The sequence below is a fragment of the Cupriavidus oxalaticus genome (assembly GCF_004768545.1).
GTDB lineage: Bacteria > Pseudomonadota > Gammaproteobacteria > Burkholderiales > Burkholderiaceae > Cupriavidus > Cupriavidus oxalaticus_A.
This window is the reverse complement of record NZ_CP038634.1, coordinates 1,430,834-1,450,384: the sequence shown is the minus strand read 5'-3', so window position 1 is coordinate 1,450,384 and position 19,551 is coordinate 1,430,834. Positions and strand designations below refer to the sequence as shown.

Sequence of the window (19,551 nt, the reverse complement as noted above, 5' to 3'; positions counted from 1 at the left end):
CAGAACTACAAAGAATTCCCGAAACACCACTGAAGTAGGAGACTAAGCCGTGCAACCCTGGACCCAACTCTATACGCCGCTAGGCAGCCTGTGGCTGTCGGCGCTGGCGGCGGCCATTCCCATCCTGTTCTTCTTCATCGCGCTGGCCGTGTGGCGCATGAAGGGCCATGTCGCCGCCGCGGTCACGTTGCTGCTGGCGCTCGGCGTGGCGATCTTCGCCTACGGCATGCCGGTGCAGCAGGCGCTGGCCTCGGCCGGCTTCGGCTTTGCCTACGGGCTGTGGCCGATCGCATGGATCATCGTGACCGCGGTGTTCCTCTACAAGATCGTGGTCAAGACCGGCCAGTTCGACATCATCCGCGCCTCGGTGCTGGCGATCACCGACGACCAGCGCCTGCAGATGCTGCTGATCGGCTTTGCCTTCGGCGCCTTCCTGGAAGGCGCGGCAGGCTTCGGCGCGCCGGTGGCGATCACCGCCGCGCTGCTGGTCGGCCTGGGCTTCAATCCGCTGTATGCCGCCGGACTGTGCCTGATCGCCAATACCGCGCCGGTGGCATTTGGCGCGATGGGTATTCCCATCATCGTGGCCGGACAGGTCACGGGCATCGATCCCTTCCTGATCGGCGCCATGGCCGGCCGCCAGCTGCCGCTGCTGTCGCTGCTGGTGCCGTTCTGGCTGGTGTTCATGATGGACGGCGCCAAGGGCGTGCGCGAGACCTGGCCGGCGGCGCTGGTGTGCGGCGGCAGCTTCGCGGTGACGCAGTACTTCACTTCCAACCATATCGGGCCGGAACTGCCGGACATCACCTCGGCGCTGGTCAGCCTGGTGTCGCTGGCGGCGTTCCTGAAGGTGTGGCAGCCGCGCGGCGCGTCGCAACGCGCTGGCGGCGCAGGCAGTACGGTCAGCGGCGGCACCGTGGCGCTGGGCGGCTTTGGCGGCGGCTTTGGCGCCGCGCCGGTGAGCCGCAAGGCATCGCCCTACACGCTGGCGCAGACGCTGCGCGCCTGGGCACCGTTCGGCATCCTGACGGCGATCGTCACGGTATGGAGCCTGCAGCCGTTCAAGGCGCTGTTCGCCGCCAACGGCGCGCTGGCGGGCACGGTGCTGAAGTTCAAGGTGCCGGGGCTGGACCAGATGGTGATCAAGGCCGCGCCGATCGTGGCCACGCCCAAGGCCTATGAGGCCGTGCTGAAGCTTGACCTGCTGTCCGCCGTGGGCACCGCCATCCTGCTGACCGCGCTGATCTCGGCCGTGCTGCTGCGCATGAAGCCGCGCGACCTGGTTGTTACCTTCGGCGAAACGCTGGTGGAACTGGCGCGCCCGGTGCTGTCGATCGGACTGGTGCTGGCCTTTGCCTTCGTCGCGAACTACTCCGGCATGTCGTCGACGCTGGCGCTGCTGCTGGCCGGCACCGGTGCCGCGTTCCCGTTCTTCTCGCCGTTCCTCGGCTGGCTGGGCGTGTTCCTGACCGGATCGGATACGTCGTCCAACGCGCTGTTCTGCTCGCTGCAGAACACCACCGCGCACCAGATTGGCGTGTCCGATACGCTGATGGTGGCGGCCAACACCACCGGCGGCGTGACCGCGAAGATGATTTCGCCGCAATCGATCGCAGTGGCCTGCGCGGCGACGGGACTGGTGGGGAAGGAATCGGAGCTGTTCCGGTTTACCGTCAAGCACAGCCTGTTGTTCGCGGTGGTCATCGGGGTCATCACGATGGTGCAGGCTTATCTCTTGCCTGGGATGATTCCGGGCTGACCTGAGCGGCGGGCCGGCTGCGGCGCGTGGGATGTGCCTGCGGCTGGCCAGGCCGCGGCCCCCGCCTCACAGCCGGATCTCAATCAAGAAACCCCTCCCCCTCACTCAACGGCGCATGCCGATAACTGGCCGGCGTCCGGCTAAGCTTGACCGGCGCGCCCAGTCCCTTGTAGCCGCCTTCCATTTCCACCACCATCTCGCGATGCAATGTGTGCGGATGCTGCAGGGCATCGGCCACCGATAGCACCGGTGCGCACGGCACGCCCGCGGCGACCAGCGTGTCGGCCAGTGCCTTGCCGTCGTGCTTGCGCAGGTGCGTCTCCAGCTCGGCCTTCAGCGCCACGCGGTTCACCGACCGCGCACCGGCGCAGGCATAGCGTTCGTCTTCCGCCAGTGCCGGCACCCCGAGATGCTCGCACAGGATGCGGAACTGGCGGTCATTGCCGACCGCGAGGAAGATCGGGTCCGTCGCGGTGGCCACCGTGTCGTAGGGATAGATGTTGGGATGCGCATTCCCCGTGCGCTGCGGCGTCTTGCCGCTCATGAACCAGTTGGCCGCATGCGGATGCAGCAGCGACAGCCCCGAGTCATACAGCGCGGCCTCGACAAACTGCCCGCGCCCGCTGCGCGCACGTTCCTGCAACGCCAGCAGCACGCCGATCGCCGCATTCAGCCCGGTGACCATGTCGACCACCGGCAAACCCACCCGCAGCGCATCGCCATCGGCTTCGCCGTTGATGCTCATGATGCCGGACATCGCCTGGATCGCCGCGTCATAGCCGGGCAGGCCACCGAGCGGGCCATCCGCGCCGAAGCCCGACACGCGGCAATGCACCAGCCGCGGAAAGCGCTCCGACAGCACGTCATAGCCCAGCCCCCATTTCTCCATCGTGCCGGTCTTGAAATTCTCGACCAGCACGTCGGCCTCGGCCAGAAGCGCGAGCAGGACTTCGCGCCCGGCGTCCGTGGTCAGGTCCAGCCGCATCACGCGCTTGTTGCGGTTCAGGCCGAAGTAGTACGACGCCACGCCGTCCTTGAACGGCGGGCCCCAGGTACGGGTGTCGTCGCCCTGCGGCGGTTCGATCTTGAGTACGTCGGCGCCGTGGTCGCCCAGGATCTGCCCGCAGTACGGGCCGCCCAGGATGCGCGACAGGTCGACCACGCGGATGCCGGCAAGCGCGCCGGGACTGGATTGGGTCATGGCTGGCTCCTGTTCGCTTGGTCGCTTAATCAAGCTGCGCGCCGGACTTCTGCACCACAGCGCGCCACTTGCCGACCTCGGCCTTGACGAAGCCGCCAAGCTGCTCCGGCGTGGTCGACGGCGCGAATTCCAGGCCCTGCGCCTGCAGCGTCTTGCGAACCTCGGGCTGCTTGAGCGCATCGGCGAAGGCGCGGTTGAGCTTGCCGATCACTTCGGGCGGCGTGCCCGCCGGCGCCACGACACCGAAGAACACCGAAACGTCGAAGCCCGGCACGCCCTGCTCGGCGACAGTCGGCACATCCGGCAGCGCCTGCGAGCGCGCCCTGCTGGTGACGCCCAGCGCGCGCACCTTGCCGCTCTTGATGAAGGGCATGGCGGTCAGCACGTCGGTGAAGGTCATGCTGACCTGGCCGCCGAGCAGGTCGTTCAGCGCCGGGCCGGTGCCCTTGTACGGAATGTGCTGGAAGTCGGTGCCGGTGACGTTGTTGAACAGCACGCCGGCCAGGTGCGACGAGGCGCCGTTGCCGGACGACGCATAGGTGAGCTTGCCCGGATGCGCCTTGCCGTAGGCGATCAGCTCGCTGACGTTCTTTGCCGGCACCGACGGGTTCACCACCAGCACGTTGGGCAGCTGGCCGATCTGGATCACCGGGGCGAAGCTCTTGACCGGGTCGTAGTTGATCTTGCGATAGAGGCTGACGTTGATCGCCAGCGGCGCCGATGTGCCGAACATCAGCGTGTAGCCGTCGGGCTCCGCTCGCGCCACCGCTTCCGCGCCGATGTTGCCGCCGGCGCCGGCGCGGTTTTCCACCACCACCGGCTGGCCCAGGCTGGTCTTGAGCGCGGCGGCCAGCGTGCGGGCCATCGCGTCGGTCGGGCCGCCCGGCGGATAGGTGACGACCATCATGATAGGCTTGGTCGGGAAGTCCTTCTGCGCGAAGGCGGGGGCGGCGATGCAGAGCGAGCACGCGGCAATGGCCGCGAGGCGGTGCCAGAGTTTCATGGCGTTGTCTCCTGGTGTAGGGCGTCTCCCGCGGAGGCGGGATGGTATGGGGCGTCGTCGAGGCGGGGTGCTCCCACTCCCGCTTGCGGGAGAGCGGAGCAAACAATCGGGATGGATACGGTGTCAGAACACGTTGACGTCTGCGACCGCGCCCGCTGCGCGCACCACGCCGTTAGCAGGGGGCGCCACCGTCTCGGCCAGCCAATCCGGCTCGGTGCTTGCCGCCAGCGGATCCTGCGGCAGCACGCGATGGCGCAGCACCAGCTGCGCCAGGCGCATGCGGCGCACCGAGCCGATGCGGCCGGCTTCCCACGCCATCGCCACCGCGGTGGTCACGTGGTACAGCGCGGAAGCCGCCTGGCGCGCCAGCAGGTCGCCGTCGGCGCCGGCTTCGGCGGCATGCGCGGCCAGTTTCGCGGCAGCGGCGATGGCGCCTTCGAAGGTGGCGTGTGCGTCTGCGTGCATCGGGGTATCGGCCAGCAGCCCGGCCAGGTGTGCCTGCAGCACCGGCAGCGCGCCTTCGCGGCGGATCGCGCGCAGCACGTCGAGCGCGACGATATTGCTGGTGCCTTCCCAGATCGAGCCGAGGTGGGCGTCGCGCACCAGGCGCGGGTCGCTCCATTCCTCGATATAGCCGCAGCCGCCGCGGATCTCCATCGCGTCGCCGGTGACCTTGCGCGCGTCGCGGCAGGCGCGGAACTTGATCAGCGGTGTCAGGATGCGCATCAGCGGGTAGGCATCGGCCTCGCCGGCATCGGCGCGGCGCAGCGCCTCGGCGGTCTGGAACACCATGGTGCGGGCCTGCTCGGTGGGCAACGTCAGCTTGAGCAGCTGGCGGCGCATCAGCGGCATGTCCTCCAGGCGCTTGCCAAAGGCACGGCGCTCATGCGCGATGAACAGGCCCTCGGTCAGCGCGCGGCGCATCAGGCCGGCGGCGCGCACGCCGTTGGACAGACGCGAGTTGTTGATCATGTCGGCCATCTGCACGAAGCCGCGGCCGGGTTCGCCCACGAGGTAAGCCTGCGCGCCTTCGAGGCGGATCTCGCCGCTGGCCATCGAGCGCGTGCCGAGCTTGTCCTTGAGCCGGATGATGCGGTACTGGTTGTCGCTGCCGTCGGCCAGCTTGCGCGGCAGCAGGAACAGCGACACGCCCTTGTGGCCGGGCACGGCGTTGCCGGCTTCGTCTTCCACGCGCGCCAGCACCATCGCCAGCGCGGCGTCGGGGTTCGAGCAGAACCACTTGTCGCCGTGCAGGCGCCAGCCGCCCTCGGCGCCGGTGTCGCGCACCGCGCGCGTGGCGGTGGCGGCCACGTCGGAGCCGGCGCCCTGCTCGGTCATGAACATGGCGCCCTGGTACAGGTCTTCGAATACCTGCGTGGTCAGGTTGGGCAGGAATTTCCCGACCAGCGCCGGATCGCCGAACTTGCGCAGCGTGCGCGTCAGCGAATCGGTCATCGACAGCGGGCAGCACAGGCCGAACTCGGCCTGCACGAACAGATAGGTGAGCGCGTACTTCGCCGCCGGCGGCATGGGCTTGTCCCAGCCGAGCACGCCACCACGGTGCGAGGCGGCGGCCAACCCGAATTCGGCGAAGGCCACGCGCTCCATTTCCACGTAGGCGGGATGCTTGTCGATGCGCTGCGCGTCCATGCCGCTGCGGGTGCGGTAGCTCAGCGTCGGGGGGTTCTGGTCGGCCACGGCGGCCAGTTCGTCGAGCACGCCGCCTGCCAGCGCGCCCATGCGCTCCAGGTGCGGCAGCAGGTGATTGAACAGGTCCGCGGGCAGGTAGAGCGGCAGCAGCGCACGCAACTCGGGGTCGGCGCCGAGCAGGCTCCCGCCCTGGCGGTCGGGCACCGGATGGGCGGCGGCGGGGCTGTCGGGCTGGGCGTGAGGTGCGGTATTGCGCACGACGCTGGTCGGCATGTCTGGTCTCCTTGGCGGGTGGACCGGCATGGTTGGCGAACACGCTGCGGCCCTTTGACCTGCATTATTCAAACCCCAAGGATTTGCGTCTAATTCTAAAATTGGCTCGATCAATATGATTTTTGTATCGCCATGGAATTCCGTCACCTGCGCTATTTCCTTGTGCTGGCAGAGGAACTGCACTTCGGCCGGGCCGCGCGCCGGCTTGCGATTTCGCAGCCGCCGCTGTCGCTGAACATCCAGCAGCTCGAAGCCTCGGTCGGCGCCCGGCTGTTCGACCGCGACAGCCGCGGCGTACGGCTGACTGCGGCCGGGCGCGCCTTTCGCGAATCGGCCACGGCATTGCTGGCGCAGGCCGAGGCCGCGCGGCTGCTGGCACGCGAGATCGAAGCGGGCGCCATAGGCCGGCTGCGTGTCGGCTTTGTCGGCTCGATGCTGTACCGCGGCCTGCCGCAGATCCTGCGCGGGTTCGAGGCGGCTTACCCGGGGATCCAGGTGGCGCTGACCGAGCTCAACTCGCAGGAGCAGATCGATGCGCTGCTGCACGACGAGCTCGACGCGGCCTTTATCCATACCGGCCGGGTGCCCGACTCGCTGCGGGCCACGCGGGTGCATGCCGAACCGTTCGTCTGCTGCCTGCCGGCGGACCACCCGCTCGCGGCGCAGCCGGAGCTGGCGCTCGCAGACCTGCGCGGCGAGGCCTTCGTGCTGTTTTCGCGCAAAGCGTCGCCGGACTACTACAGCCGCATCTTCGATATGTGCGCGGCCCAGGGCTTTTACCCGCAGATCCGGCACGAAGTGCGCCACTGGCTCTCGGTGGTCTCGCTGGTCTCGCAGGGCATGGGCGTGGCCGTGGTGCCGGCGGCGCTGGCGCGTTCCGGCATGGCGGGGGCGGCATTCCGGCCGCTGGCGGGCACGGCGGTGCGCTCTGAAGTCTATTGCGTGTGGAAGACGGCGCCCGACCATCCCGCGCGCGACAACTTTGTGGCGATGGTGGCCGCGCAGGCGGCGTCGAAAGCGGCGTCCAAAGAAGCAACGTCCAAAGAAAAAGCCACCGGCCCTGCGGCCGATGGCTTGTGAAGTACGCGTGGAACGGGGTGTTCAGCGTGCTTGGAGCTTAACGCCGCAGGCTTGCGGCATCCAATAACGCAAATGTAGTAATTGCATGGTGCTGCATGAGACCTGTTGCATTAGGTTTTGGACAGCCGAACTTCGAAACGCTAGCGCGCATGTGTGCCAGCGCACGGCCGTAAGCTTGGCCCCTCCGCGCGCGCCGTCACCGGTTATCATTCGCCTCCTGCCGCGCAGCGGCATGGCGGCTGGCGTGCCCGCCACTTGCGGGGCATCGTCATGCCCTATTTGCGATACAATGAAAACGATTTTCATTTACGTACCTGGCGAGGTCATGCCGGCCGCATCACGGCCGCGTTGGACGACCGCGCCAACGGACTGGAAGCATGATGCGGTTGTCTGAACTTCCACGGCGCACGCCCGCCGTAGTGCAATCGGTGGACGACGCCACGCCCGGCGACCCGGTTGCGCGCCGCCTGCGAGAGCTAGGCTTTGTTCCCGGCGAAATCGTCCAGGTCATCGCCTACGGACCCTTCGGCATGGATCCGCTGGTCGCGCAGATCGGCTTTACGCGCTTTGCGCTGCGCCGCGTGGAAGCGGCGCGCATCGGCATCGAGCTCGCCAGCGCCTCGGTGACCAGCATCGCGCCTGCCGAAGCGGGCAAACAGCCCGGCGCCACGACGCCCACACCGAACGAGCGGACCAAGCGGACCGCGTGAGCCCTTCCGGAATATGTCTGTAGCAGCTTCCCCGACTCCTGCCCTGCGCATCGCGCTGGTAGGCAATCCCAATTGCGGCAAGACCGCACTGTTCAACCGACTGACCGGCAGCCGGCAGAAGGTGGCCAACTACGCCGGCGTGACCGTCGAGCGCAAGGAAGGCCATTTCGTCTCGCCGGCCGGACGCCAGGTGCGCATCCTGGACCTGCCGGGTGCCTACAGCCTGCACGCGGCGAGCCTGGATGAAGCCATCACGCGCGACGTTTGCATGGGCGTGCGCGCCGGCGAGCAGCGTCCCGACCTGCTGGTGTCGGTGGTGGACGCGACCAACCTGCGCCTGCACCTGCGCTTCGTGCTGGAACTGCGCCGGCTGGGCCTGCCGATGGTGGTGGTGCTCAACATGAGCGACGCCGCCGCGCGCCGCGGCATCCGGATCGACCGCGACAAGCTGGCTGCCGCGCTGGGCGTGCCGGTGGTCAGCACCGTGGCGGTCAAGCGCGACGGCGCGGCAGCGCTGCTGGCGCTGCTCGACGGCGCCCTGCCTGCCGCACCGCCGTCCTCGCCCGAGCCCGCCAGCGACGTTGACGTGCACACCGAGGTCAACCGCCTGCTGGCCACAGCGGTCAGCATGCCGGCGCGCACCGCGGCGCTGGACGACCGGCTCGACCGCATCGTGCTGCACCCGGTGTTCGGCCTGCTGCTGCTGGCGGTGCTGCTGTTCCTGACGTTCCAGGCGGTGTTCTCCTGGGCCGAGCCGCTGATGGACGGCATCGAGGGCGGCGTGCACTGGGCCGGAGAACTGCTTGGTGCGCATCTGCCCGACGGCCTGCTCAAGAGCCTGCTGGTCGACGGCCTGATCGCGGGCCTGGGCAGCGTGGTGGTGTTCCTGCCGCAGATCCTGATCCTGTTCCTGTTCATCCTCACGCTGGAAGAATCGGGCTACCTGCCGCGCGCGGCATTCCTGCTGGACCGGCTGATGATGGGTGCGGGGCTGTCCGGCCGTTCGTTCATCCCGCTGCTGTCGAGCTTTGCCTGCGCGATTCCCGGCATCATGGCCACGCGCACCATCCAGGATCCGCGCGACCGCCTCACCACCATCCTGGTGGCGCCGCTGATGACCTGCTCGGCACGGCTGCCGGTGTATGCGCTGCTGATCGGCGCCTTTATCCCCGAACGCACGGTGATGGGCCTGTTCAACCTGCAGGGGCTGGTGCTGTTTGCGCTGTACGTGGCAGGCATCGTCAGCGCACTGGTGGTGGCCTATGCGCTCAAGTTCTTCCGCCGCGACCGCACCGACCATCCGCTGCTGATGGAGCTGCCGTCGTACCGCATCCCCAATGTGCGCGACGTGGCCATCGGCCTGTGGGAGCGTGCCCGGATCTTCCTGTCGCGCGTGGGCAAGGTGATCCTGACGCTGACCGTGCTGCTGTGGTTCCTGTCGACCTTCCCGGCGCCGCCGGAAGGCGCGACCGCGCCGGCCATCGACTACAGCTTTGCCGGCATGATCGGCCATGCGCTGCAGAAGGTGTTCGCGCCGGTGGGCTTCAACTGGCAGATCTGCATCGCGCTGGTGCCTGGCCTGGCCGCGCGCGAAGTGGCGGTGGGCGCGCTGGCGACGGTGTACGCGCTGTCTGGCAGTGAAGACGCCATGGCCGCGCAGCTGGCACCGATGATCGCCGCGCAGTGGTCGCTGGCCACCGCGCTGGCGCTGCTGGCGTGGTTCGTGTTCGCGCCGCAGTGCATCTCGACACTGGCGGTGATCCGCCGCGAGACCAACTCGTGGAAGGTCATGGCAGGATCGATCGTGTACCTGACCGGGCTGGCCTACCTGGCCGCGTTTGTCACTTACCGCGTCGCGCTGCTGTTCAGCTGACGCCATCGCTGCCATGACGCTCTACCACGCCTTCGAAACGCTGCTGGTCCCGCTGATCGTGCTGGCGTGCGCGGTCTCGGTGCTGGCGCGCTATGCGCCGCGCACGCGCGAGCGCGTCAAGGCCGCCCTCGCGACACGCCTGGGCGGCGCCGCCGCGAGCGGCTGGCGCGGCCGGCTGGTGCGGTGGCTGGCGCCGCAGGCGGCCTCGGGCTGCACCAGCGGCTGCGACGACGGCGGCTGCAACACCTGCGGCTCCAACACCGCCAACGCCACTGGCGCGCAAGGAAAGCCCGCCGAGCAGGTCGTGCGCTTCGTGCGCAAGCGCTGAACGGCGCGTATTTTCCCCTCCATCTCCCTTCTGGGCTCCTTCACGCAGAAACGGGTACGCCGACTGCTTGCGCGGCATGCGCAGGCAGCGGGATACGCTCGTCTGGCGCGGGCTGATGGGGTACACCGGCGGCAATGAAGGACTGTGAAGCGGCACGCAGAAATGGGTACGCTTTGGGTGCGGAACGTGGTCGGTGCGGGCCGCGGCACTGGCAGGACGTGGGCTCACCTGGTGGTTTCGCGGGCTGTATTGGCCGCGCAATACGACTCTTCCTTGCTGCGCAGAAATGGGTACGCTTTGGGAAGGCACCAATGCAAAACGCCCTCCGGACCGGAGGGCGTTTCACTTGCGCGCGGGAACGTTGCTGCTTACTTGACGGTACCGACGAAGACCAGCTTCAGCGGCGTGTTGTCCGCCACCACCGTGCAGGTCGCGGTGATGGTGAAGTCGCCGGCGGCGGTGCCCGTCGCGCGCACCTGGTGCGGCAACATCAGCATGCTAGGCGTCAGTGACACTGGACCGGTCTTTTCCCACGCCCAGTCTTTGCACGCGGTGTACTGCGCATCATCGCCCAGGTGCTTCATGCGCGCGGTCACTTCCACCGGGATCGCCGGCATCAGCAGCAGCGTCAGCGGCTGCTGGTTGTCGTCGACCAGCGTCCAGGTCGGATTCTCGGTCACGGACAGGGCGGCAGCCGGGCGCACGGCCAGCTTGGTGCTCACGGCGGTCACCGTCAGCGTGCTCTGGACCGGGCCGGTGCCCTTGGCCAGGCTGCTGCTGACCGTGGCATCGTGCGTACCCGCGGCTTCGGCGGTCGACAGCGTCGGCGAGGTGGCGGTGTAGGTCCAGGTGCCGTCGAAGTCGGCCGTGACATCCTGGCCGTCGTTGCGCAGCACGCGCGAGGTGAATTTGGCCGGATGGTCGTTGAGCACCTGCAGCGCATCCACCGGCTGGCCAAGGCGCGTGGTCACCACGCGATAGGTGGCCGAGCCGTTCTTCGCCACCGTCACCACGATGACGCCGCCGATCGCGCGGCCATCCGGCGCCGTGACCGACACCGACACGTCAGCCGTCACGGCCGCGGTGGTCGAGCTGTTGCTCGCCTTCAGCGTGGCGCTGTTCTGGCTGGCCGTGACCTGGACCGCGGTGGCGCTGCTCGCCCACGCCCAGCTGTTGACGCTGGCCGAGACGTCATTGCCGTTGCTGTCGACCAGCGACACCTTGACCGGCAGCTCCTGGCCGTCGCTCATCGACAGATTGGTATGGGGAATCGACAGGCTGTAGCTGACCGCGGAAGCCGGCACCACGGTCATGGTGGCGGTCTGCGCAGGCAGCGTGGTGGTGGTGTTGTCGGCGTTCCTGACGGTCGCGACCACCTGCACGTTGGTGGTACCGGTGGCGATGCCGCGCACCACCGCATTGGCCGGCGTGGCCGCGACCGGTTCGACCGTGGCGATGCCATTGTCGGCGCTGCTCCAGGTGAACACCGTATTGCCGCTGACATCGACGCCGTTGCTGTCCACCGCCAGCGCGCTGATGGTGAGCGTGCGGCCCACGCCTACCTCGCCCGAGGTCGTGCTCATCTTGACGGTGAAGGTCAGCGGCGTGGTCGCGGCAGGCGTGGAGGGCGAACTCGAGCCGCCGCTGCCCCCACCGCCGCAGGCGGCCAGCAAGAATGTCATGGCAGTCCCTGCCAGCCAGGTTGCCCACGTTCTCAGTTTCATGATGTTCCCCCGTGTTCTTTCACGCGCTACCAGCCTAGGTGCAAAGGTGCCAGCGCAATACTGGCCAGATGACTGAGGGATAACGTACGGACCCGCGCATAACTCATCCTTTCAGCGCACATGCGACCGTCCTTCGGTCGAGGCGGAGCGCCGTGACGGATGTGGACCTGCCGGTGCGCGTGATGGACTACCACGAGCACGCGATGACCGCCGGCGCCGATGCGCGCGCGGCTTGCTATGGGAAGTGCGGGTGGGAGATTCGCCGACGGGCTTCGGCGCGGGCATCGACGTGAACCCGGTCACGGCGTCGCTGCGCGCGGTGGTCTCGGGCGTGAGCCGGCACCGCGCCGGCCGGCAGACGAAGCCGACGTGGCCTGACACGGCGCTCGCCGCAAGGGGATCCGAAGAAAACCGGTGTGCCCCGCCCCCACGGGGCACACCCGGAAAGACGCCCTTGCGGACGCCCACGACATGCCCGGTGCCACGGCGCCCGCCTTTGCGTGGAAGCTCGCGGGCGCTGATCTCCTGCACAGCGTAAGGGCTGGCGCGCCGGCTTGCCACGAATGATTCCGCATGTGGTTATTAGCGGAGGATTAGCGCCGCAACTCCGCTGTCGCGCGATCGCGACGCACCTGTGTGGCGGCTTCTCGACTTGTTCTGCATCAAGGTCCGCACAAACCCGCTCGGCCAAACTGTCCGCGGACTCCTTACCAGACCAAGACAAAACATCATGAACAAGCTCTCTCTCCGTACCCGGGTCACCTGCTCCGCCATCGCCGCCTGCGCCATGCTCGGCGCGTTCGCCGCGCCCGCGATGGCCGCCGACGATGCACAAGGCAACTGGATGGTGCGCCTGCGCGGCACCTACCTCGACATGGCCAACAGTTCGGACCCGGTTGGCGGCGTAGGGGCATCGGACCGCATCACGGTCAACAACAAGTGGATCCCCGAGCTCGACGTCACCTACTTCTTCACCCCCAATATCGCCGCCGAGCTGGTGCTGACCGTACCGCAGAAGCAGAACGTCTATCTCGACGGCAACAAGATCGGCACCTTCAAGCACCTGCCGCCATCGCTGCTGGTGCAATACCACTTCATTCCCAATGGCACGTTCCGTCCGTATATCGGCGCGGGCCTGAACTTCACCCGCATCTGGGGCGAGAACCTCGCCAACAACGCGCTGCAGCTCGACAGCTGGAGCGTCGGGCCGGCGCTGCAGATCGGCATGGACTACAAGCTGACCAAGAACTGGTTCCTGAATGCCGACATCAAGAAGATCTGGCTGTCGAGCGATGTGAAGGCCGGCGACGTCAAAGTGTCCAAGGTGAGCCTGGACCCGTGGCTGTTCAGCATGGGCGTGGGCTATCGCTTCTGAGCGGCAACGCGAGAGTAAAAAATTAAAGGCCGGCCCCGTCGGGAGCCGGCCTTTTTTGCTTGGGCAAGAAAGAACGTCGCAGCCTAGCGGAATGCCGGCTCGTCGAAGCTGCGCAGCTTGCGCGAATGCAGTTGCTCGACACCGTTTTCACGCAGGATGCGGATTGCCTCCAGGCCGATGGTCATATGCTGGCTGACGCGCTGCCGGTAGAACGCGTTGGCCATGCCGCGCAGCTTGAGCTCGCCGTGCAGCGGCTTGTCCGAGACGCACAGCAGCGTGCCGTAGGGCACGCGCAGGCGGAAGCCGTTGGCGGCCACCGCGGCGCTTTCCATATCGATGGCGATGGCACGCGACTGGTTAAAGCGCGCATACAGCGACTTGGATTTCAGCTCCCAGTTGCGGTCGTCGGTGGAGACCACGGTGCCGGTGCGCATGCGCGTCTTCATCTCGCTGCCGGACAGGCCGGTGACGCGCGCCACCGCTTCCTGCAGCGCCACCTGGATCTCGGCGATCGGCGGCACCGGCACCCAGGGCGGGAGGTCGTGGTCGAGCACGTGGTCGTCGCGCACGTAGGCGTGTGCCAGCACGTAATCGCCCAGCTGCTGCGAGCGGCGCAGGCCGCCGCAGTGCCCGACCATCAGCCAGCAATGCGGGCGCAGCACGGCAAGATGGTCGGTCATGGTCTTGGCGTTGGACGGGCCCACGCCGATATTGACCAGCGTCACGCCCAGCTTGTCCTCGCGCACCAGGTGGTAGGCCGGCATCTGCGGCAGCGCGCGCGGGCGGGTCGTGTCTTCGGGCTCGGCGCCGCCGAGGTCCTGGACCACGTCGCCGGGCTCGACAAAGCGGGTGTAGCCGCCGCCGTCGCTGCTGCTCATCAGCGCACGGCCCAGCGCGACGAATTCATCGACATAGCGCTGGTAGTTGGTGAACAGCACGAAGCGCTGGACATGCTGCGGCGCCGTGCCGGTGTAGTGGTACAGCCGCTGCAGCGCCAGGTCCACGCGCTCGGCCGGGAACAGCGACAGCGGCCAGGCCTCGCCCGGGATCGGCTCGTAGGTGCCGTTGGCGATGCCGTCGTCGATGCGGCTGAGCTCGGGCAGCACGAACGAGGCCTCCAGCTCGCGCGCCTGGGTGTAGCTGATGTCGGTGGTCGAGGCTTCGATCACGAACGGCAGCGGGATCGGGCGCCGGCTCAGGCCGACGACCACCGGGACGCGGTGGTAGCGCATCAGCCGTTCGATCTGGTCGCGGTAGTAGTCCGCCAGCAGGTCGGGGCGGGTCACCGTGGTGCCGTACACCCCGGGGTAGGCCACCGTGCCCCAGGAGGGGCGGCTGTCGGTGACCATGGTCTCGATGTTGACCGAGATCCCCAGGTACGGATAGCAGGCGTGCGCGGCCGAGGGCAGCGGCTTGCCGCTGGCGAATGCATCGAAGCGCGCGCGCACCGCGCCGACCGAGGCGTCGTAGATCTCGCGGATGCGCGCCAGCGCTGCATCTGCGTCAGAAAATTCGGCGAGCTGGTCGGCCGGATGGGCTGAGGAGAAGACGGGGGCGTTCATGCAGGCCATGATACCCCGCCGGCGCGCTGGCGTGAGCGGCACCCCCACCCACCCGGAAGCCAAATTGACGCGCCCGCGCCCGCTCGCTACACTCCGCCAATTGTGCGGCGCGGGTTCCCGTGCCGTTCTCGACTCGCGGCGCCCCTGGTGGCAAGGGGCGGCGAGGGGCCGTACATGCTTTACTGGGAGAGCCGCCAATGGAAATCCGTAACCTGTTGCCCGATGACATCGAGGCAGCCAGACAACTACTGATCGCCAATGGCTGGTCCAACCGGATAGGCGGTCCCGACAAGTTCGCGCGGCTGGTGGCCAATTCCCAGCGCGTGGCCGTGGCGGTGGAAGGCGGCGAGATCGTCGGCTTCGCCCGGGCCCTGTGCGACGACGTCTCCGACGGCTTCCTGTCGATGGTAGCCGTGGCCCCGAGCCACCGCCGGCGCGGCATTGGCCGCTCGCTGGTGCGCCACGTCATGGGCAACGATCCCGATATCACCTGGGTGCTGCGCGCGGCGCGCTCTTCCGAAGCGGCGTTCTTCGGCCAGCTCGGCTTTACGCCATCGATGGTGGCAATGGAGCGGCGCCGGCCCTGAGCCGTACCGGCCAGTCCCGACTGATCCTCGCGCCTCACTCCGCGCCCATCTGCGCGAGAACTCCCCGGCGTACCAACCTGAACAGCGGCCGCCCGGCGCGCCATGCGTCGGCGTGGTCGCGCCCCGGCTGCGGCAGCCCGCTACGGGCGGGGCCAGGAACAGCACGTCGAAGAACGCGATGCCCTCGGCCAAGTTGCCGCAGCGGGCAAGCGTACCCATTTCTGCGGCCATCGGCCTGAGCGTTTCCCCAGGCATGGCGAACAGCGCGGCGTGCGCCCCGGGCTATCGATCCGCTCGGATCGGCCCGTACTCGGCCGGCACCCAGGTATAGCCGGCCGTGTCGCGACGCACATGGCCCAGCCCCGGAAATGGCAGGTGCGCGCCCCCTACCCACAGCTTGCCCTTGGCCGCATCGGCCAGGATGCGCTTGCGCGTGATCACCGCGGCATGGCTGTCGGTATCGAACTCGATCGCCACCTGCGGACGGCGGAACTGGACCGCATGGCTGTGGACGATGTCGCCCCACAGCAGCAGGCTGTCCTTGCCCGAGGTGAACAGGTAGCCACTGTGGCCCGGCGTATGCCCGTAGGCGGGCAGCGCGCGCACGCCCGGGATCGGTTCGGCGCCGCTGCCGCCTTGGCCGCCGCTGCCGCCGTTAAACGTGCGGAACCGGTTCGCCGCCTGGTATGGCGCGACCGCGGCGCGTGCCATCGCGAACAGCCCCTGTGCTTCCTTCGGCGCCGCGGCGGCATTGGCTTCGTTGAGCCAGTAGTCGGCATCGGCCTTGTCGACATAGACCGTCGCGTTGGGGAAGGCCGGCTGCCCGTTCGCGGCGAGGCCGCAGGCATGGTCGCCGTGCAGGTGCGTCAGCAGCACCGCGTCGACCTGCTCCGGCGCATAGCCCGCCGCGCGCAGGTTGTCGCCAATGCGCCCGAGCGTGGGACCGAAGCATGCCGCTGCGCCGGTATCGACCAGCACCAGGCTGCTGCCGGTATTGACGAGGTAGGCATTGACCGCCGTCTGCATGCCCGGCGTCGACTCGACGAACATCCGTGCCAGCAGGCTCTGCACCTCGCGTGCGCTGGTGTACTTGAGGATCTTCGGGTCGAGGTCGATGTAGCCGTCGTACAGTGCGGTGACTTCCAGCTGGCCGATCACCATGCGGTAATAGCCCGGTACCTGGGTCTTCTGCTGCGCCGCGGCCGCATGGGCGCTACCGATGGTGGCCGGTAGCATCGTGATGGCTATCGCGGCGGCGGTTGCGGCGGCCATGGCCAATGCCGGCAGGCGCGCGGCGGACTGCAGCTTCATGTCTGGTTCCTTGTTGTTGGTGGTTGTCGGGGGAGACAGCGCCGGCCGGCGCGCACACCGGCCGAAGGCGTATGTTAAGCCGGATGGCGACTCACCGGAAAAGCAGGCCCGGCGCGGCAGCGAGCAACAAGGAGAGACCGCGGACGACACGACAACAGCTACGCAGAAATAGGTACGCCCGACCAAAGCGTACCTACTTCTGCGTAAAGAACGGGGCCGCGTGGCCCCGTTTTCCATTCATGCGAGCTTGCAGCGGCTCGTCGTCACTCAGGCTGGATATTCGCCGCCTTGATGATGCGGCCCCACTTGCCAGACTCCTGCGCCTGGAATTTCGCGAGTTCGGCGGGCGTGCTGGTAAACACTTCGGTGCCCGTCGACTGGTAGAAGCTGGCCGCAGTGTCGCTGCGCGCGGCCTTCACCATCAACGCGTTCAGCCTGGCCACCACGGGTTGCGGCGTACCGGCCGGCGCGTAGGCCGCGAACCAATAGCTCATCTCGTAGCCCTTGATGCCGGCCTCGTCGATGGTCGGCACGTCGGGCGCCAGCGGCGAGCGTGCCTTGCCCGATACGCCCAACGCGCGCAGCTTGCCGCTCTTGACCTGCGGCAGGCCCGTGGCGGTGTCGGTGATCATCATCTGGATCTGGTTGCCGAGCAGGTCGGTGATCGCCAGCGGGTTGCTCTTGTACGGCACGTGCAGCAGTTCGACGTGCGCCATCTGCTGGAACAGCTCGCCGGCGATGCGCGACGACGAGCTGCCGCTGCCGAAGCTGAGCTTGCCCGGTTGCTTCTTTGCCAGCGCGATGAACTCGCCCACAGTCTTGGCCGGCACTTGCGGGTTGACCACCATGATCTGGCCGCCGCGGCCGAGCGCGGTCACCGGCGCATAGTCCTTGACCGGGTCGTAGGGCAGCTTCTTGAACAGGTGCTCATTGGCGGCATGGGTGGTGTTGGTGCTGATCAGCACGGTGTAGCCGTCGGGCGCGGCCTTGGCGACGTCAGACGCCGCAATAAAGCCATTGGCGCCGGGCTTGTTGTCGACCACCACGGTGACCTTGCTGTCCAGCGTGATGGCCTGGCCGATGGCCCGCGCGAGCTGGTCGGTGGCGCTGCCGGCGGCGAACGGCACCACGAAGCGGATCGGCTTGTCGGGGAATTCGGCCCATGCCTGCCCGGCGGGCAGGACCAGTGCGCACAGCGCGACGGCGGCCAGTGGCTTGAGGAATCGGTGCATCGTTGTCTCCTGTCGGAATCGTTGTTGGTGCGCGTTGTTGGTGCAGATTCAGGGTGCGGCGGTCACCAGCCGCGGCGGCAGCGGGATCTGCAGCTGCAGCAGGCGGAACGACAGCGCCTTGCCGTGGGTGTCGAGGTTGAGCGCGTCATTGACGCCGCCGTCGAGCACGCCGTCGATGACAAAATTCATGGCGTGCAGCGACGGCACCAGGTAGCGCGTGACGGCGCCGGGCCGGCGCTCGCTGAACAGCGTGCGCACGGCGTCCTCGGTGACGTGGGCAACCAGGTGCTCGTAGTCGTGCGCGTCGTAGGCGATCACGCTGATGTTGGAACGGTCGCCCTTGTCGCCGGTGCGACCGTGGGCGAACTGGTAGAGCGAGGCGGTAGCGATATCGATCGTGGTCATGGCGTCGTCCTCAGGCGATGAAGCGATGCGTGGCGCTGACGGCTGCGCGCGGCACCAGGCACGACACGGCGTTCAGGCGCGCGCGCTGTCCCGTGCGCACGCCGCCGCCGCCGGCGGGGCCGCAGGTGTAGAGCGCGTTGACCTCGCGCAGCAGCGCCTGCGCCACCGCGGCATCGTCATGCGCCAGCGCGGCGCGCAGGCGCACGTCCTGCGCTTCGGCTTCGTGCGGCTGGCGCCGGGCGAGCATCGTGCCGGCGTCGTCGGCCAATACGCTGAGCACGCCGATCAGGTCGAAGCGGATCGGCACGTCATGGCCCAGCATCTGCATGCGCCGGCGCAGGATGTCGGCCGCCAGGCGCGCGCGGGCGGCGGCGTTCGGGCCGGCATAGGAAATCTCGCCTTCGGCCAGCCAGCCGCCGTGGCTGAACACATTGGCCTTGAGCTGGGCCGGCTGTGCGTGGCCGCGCACGTTGCGCACCGCCACGCGGTCGGGGCCGATCTGCGTGACGGTGACGGCGCTGATGTCGGCCACTACGTCAGGGGTCAGGTATGCGGCCGGATCGTGGACCTCGTACAGCAATTGCTCCTTGACCGTGCGCAGGTCGACGCAGCCGCCGGTATTGGCCGCCTTGAAGATCTCGATGGCGCCGTCTTCGGCGAGCTGCGCGATCGGGAAACCCAGCGCGTGGACATCGGGTACGTCCTTCATGCCGGGATCGGCAAAGTAGCCGCCGGTGACCTGGGCCCCGCATTCGAGCAGGTGGCCGGCCATGGTGGCCGCGGCGAGCCGGTCCCAGTCGTCCCACGACCAGCCGTGATGCGCCATCGCCGGCCCCACCGCCAGCGCCGGGTCGGCGACGCGGCCGCACACCACGACCTGCGCGCCGTCGGCCAGCGCGGCGGCGATGCCTTGCGCGCCGATATAGGCATTGGCGCAGACAAAGCGGCCGGCGTCGAAGGCGTCTCCAAGGATGCCCTGCAGCAGCGTGCGGCCAGCGTCTTGCGAGAGATCGTCGCCCTCCACCACCGCCACGCGCGGCGCAGGCAGGCCGAGTTCGCCTGCCAGCTGCAGCACGCGCCGCGCCGCGGCGTGCGGATTGGCCGCGCCGAAATTGCCGACGATGGGAATGCCGTGTTGCAGGCACAGGCCGAGCACCGGCGCCAGCAGCGCGTCGAGCAGGGGTTCGTAGCCGTGCGCGGGATCGTTGCGCCGCGCCAGCTGCGCCAGCGCCAGCGTGCGTTCGGCCAGTGTCTCGAAGATCAGCGCCGCGGGCTGGCCGGCGGCGATCAGCGTGCGCACCACCGGCAACGCGGCGTCGGTACGGTCGCCGGAGAAGCCGGCGCCGGAGCCGATGAGCAAGGGAGCAGTCATGGTCGGGGGCAAGGTTGTTGGCGGGGTCGAAGCCATTCTAGGCCGGGACCGTCCAGCCAAAAAACGGATTATTTGGATTAATCTATCGACTTGCTGGATAAATATG

At 68.1% G+C, this 19,551-nt stretch carries 16 protein-coding genes and 1 pseudogene; 8 read left to right on the top strand and 9 right to left on the bottom strand.

Going from position 1 to position 19,551, the window contains the following annotated elements:
• Positions 1–49: 49 nt before the first annotated feature.
• Positions 50–1,759: a lactate permease LctP family transporter gene (locus E0W60_RS06440; protein WP_135703400.1), complete on the top strand. Its 1,710-nt coding sequence runs from the start codon at positions 50–52 to the stop codon at positions 1,757–1,759.
• Between the two features lie 79 nt (positions 1,760–1,838).
• Here the strand turns inward: E0W60_RS06440 and E0W60_RS06435 are convergent, their stop codons facing one another.
• The 3 genes from E0W60_RS06435 to E0W60_RS06425 form a co-directional block, all read right to left on the bottom strand.
• The gene (locus E0W60_RS06435) at positions 1,839–2,960 is read right to left on the bottom strand and encodes a CaiB/BaiF CoA transferase family protein (protein ID WP_135703399.1); all 1,122 of its coding nucleotides are present in this window, start codon (positions 2,958–2,960) and stop codon (positions 1,839–1,841) included.
• Between the two features lie 25 nt (positions 2,961–2,985).
• Entirely contained in the window at positions 2,986–3,963 is a 978-nt protein-coding gene (locus E0W60_RS06430; protein WP_135703398.1) for a Bug family tripartite tricarboxylate transporter substrate binding protein, read from the bottom strand.
• Between the two features lie 123 nt (positions 3,964–4,086).
• The gene (locus E0W60_RS06425) at positions 4,087–5,886 is read right to left on the bottom strand and encodes an acyl-CoA dehydrogenase family protein (RefSeq protein ID WP_135703397.1); all 1,800 of its coding nucleotides are present in this window, start codon (positions 5,884–5,886) and stop codon (positions 4,087–4,089) included.
• Positions 5,887–6,018: 132 nt separating this feature from the next.
• On the opposite strand from E0W60_RS06425, the gene E0W60_RS06420 reads away from it, so the two are divergent.
• From E0W60_RS06420 to E0W60_RS06405, 4 genes are all read left to right on the top strand, one after another.
• Entirely contained in the window at positions 6,019–6,966 is a 948-nt protein-coding gene (locus E0W60_RS06420) for a LysR substrate-binding domain-containing protein (protein ID WP_135703396.1), read from the top strand.
• A gap of 380 nt (positions 6,967–7,346) precedes the next feature.
• Positions 7,347–7,676 carry a FeoA family protein gene (locus E0W60_RS06415; RefSeq protein WP_240745865.1) on the top strand — a complete coding sequence of 110 codons (330 nt, stop codon included), beginning with the start codon at positions 7,347–7,349 and terminating at the stop codon, positions 7,674–7,676.
• A gap of 13 nt (positions 7,677–7,689) precedes the next feature.
• On the top strand, positions 7,690–9,549 hold the full coding sequence (gene feoB / locus E0W60_RS06410; RefSeq protein ID WP_135703395.1) for a ferrous iron transporter B: 1,860 nt from the start codon (positions 7,690–7,692) through the stop codon (positions 9,547–9,549).
• A 13-nt stretch (positions 9,550–9,562) separates the two neighbouring features.
• Positions 9,563–9,877, top strand: coding sequence for a DUF6587 family protein (locus tag E0W60_RS06405; protein WP_133097117.1), 315 nt, complete (start codon positions 9,563–9,565; stop codon positions 9,875–9,877).
• Positions 9,878–10,245: 368 nt separating this feature from the next.
• Here E0W60_RS06405 and E0W60_RS06400 read toward each other — a convergent pair whose 3' ends face one another.
• A complete protein-coding gene (locus E0W60_RS06400; protein WP_135703394.1) occupies positions 10,246–11,559 on the bottom strand; it encodes a hypothetical protein in 1,314 nt (437 codons plus the stop codon).
• A gap of 194 nt (positions 11,560–11,753) precedes the next feature.
• On the opposite strand from E0W60_RS06400, the pseudogene E0W60_RS06395 reads away from it, so the two are divergent.
• Both E0W60_RS06395 and E0W60_RS06390 read left to right on the top strand, forming a co-directional pair.
• A pseudogene (locus E0W60_RS06395) lies at positions 11,754–11,944 on the top strand (alpha-isopropylmalate synthase regulatory domain-containing protein); the annotation flags it as partial.
• 387 nt (positions 11,945–12,331) lie between these two features.
• Positions 12,332–12,976: an OmpW/AlkL family protein gene (locus E0W60_RS06390; RefSeq protein ID WP_133097118.1), complete on the top strand. Its 645-nt coding sequence runs from the start codon at positions 12,332–12,334 to the stop codon at positions 12,974–12,976.
• Positions 12,977–13,059: 83 nt separating this feature from the next.
• Here the strand turns inward: E0W60_RS06390 and E0W60_RS06385 are convergent, their stop codons facing one another.
• Positions 13,060–14,547, bottom strand: a complete 1,488-nt coding sequence (locus tag E0W60_RS06385) for an AMP nucleosidase (protein WP_133097119.1) — start codon at positions 14,545–14,547, stop codon at positions 13,060–13,062.
• A 188-nt stretch (positions 14,548–14,735) separates the two neighbouring features.
• On the opposite strand from E0W60_RS06385, the gene E0W60_RS06380 reads away from it, so the two are divergent.
• Positions 14,736–15,125 carry a GNAT family N-acetyltransferase gene (locus E0W60_RS06380; protein WP_133097120.1) on the top strand — a complete coding sequence of 130 codons (390 nt, stop codon included), beginning with the start codon at positions 14,736–14,738 and terminating at the stop codon, positions 15,123–15,125.
• Positions 15,126–15,407: 282 nt separating this feature from the next.
• Here the strand turns inward: E0W60_RS06380 and E0W60_RS06375 are convergent, their stop codons facing one another.
• The 4 genes from E0W60_RS06375 to E0W60_RS06360 all read right to left on the bottom strand — a co-directional run bounded on the left by E0W60_RS06375 (position 15,408) and on the right by E0W60_RS06360 (position 19,445).
• On the bottom strand, positions 15,408–16,436 hold the full coding sequence (locus tag E0W60_RS06375) for an MBL fold metallo-hydrolase (RefSeq protein ID WP_133097121.1): 1,029 nt from the start codon (positions 16,434–16,436) through the stop codon (positions 15,408–15,410).
• 263 nt (positions 16,437–16,699) lie between these two features.
• Positions 16,700–17,668, bottom strand: a complete 969-nt coding sequence (locus E0W60_RS06370; protein WP_135703393.1) for a Bug family tripartite tricarboxylate transporter substrate binding protein — start codon at positions 17,666–17,668, stop codon at positions 16,700–16,702.
• Between the two features lie 48 nt (positions 17,669–17,716).
• Entirely contained in the window at positions 17,717–18,073 is a 357-nt protein-coding gene (locus tag E0W60_RS06365) for an AtuA-related protein (RefSeq protein WP_135703392.1), read from the bottom strand.
• Positions 18,074–18,083: 10 nt separating this feature from the next.
• Positions 18,084–19,445, bottom strand: a complete 1,362-nt coding sequence (locus E0W60_RS06360; RefSeq protein WP_135703391.1) for an acyclic terpene utilization AtuA family protein — start codon at positions 19,443–19,445, stop codon at positions 18,084–18,086.
• Between the last annotated feature and the right edge of the window lie 106 nt (positions 19,446–19,551).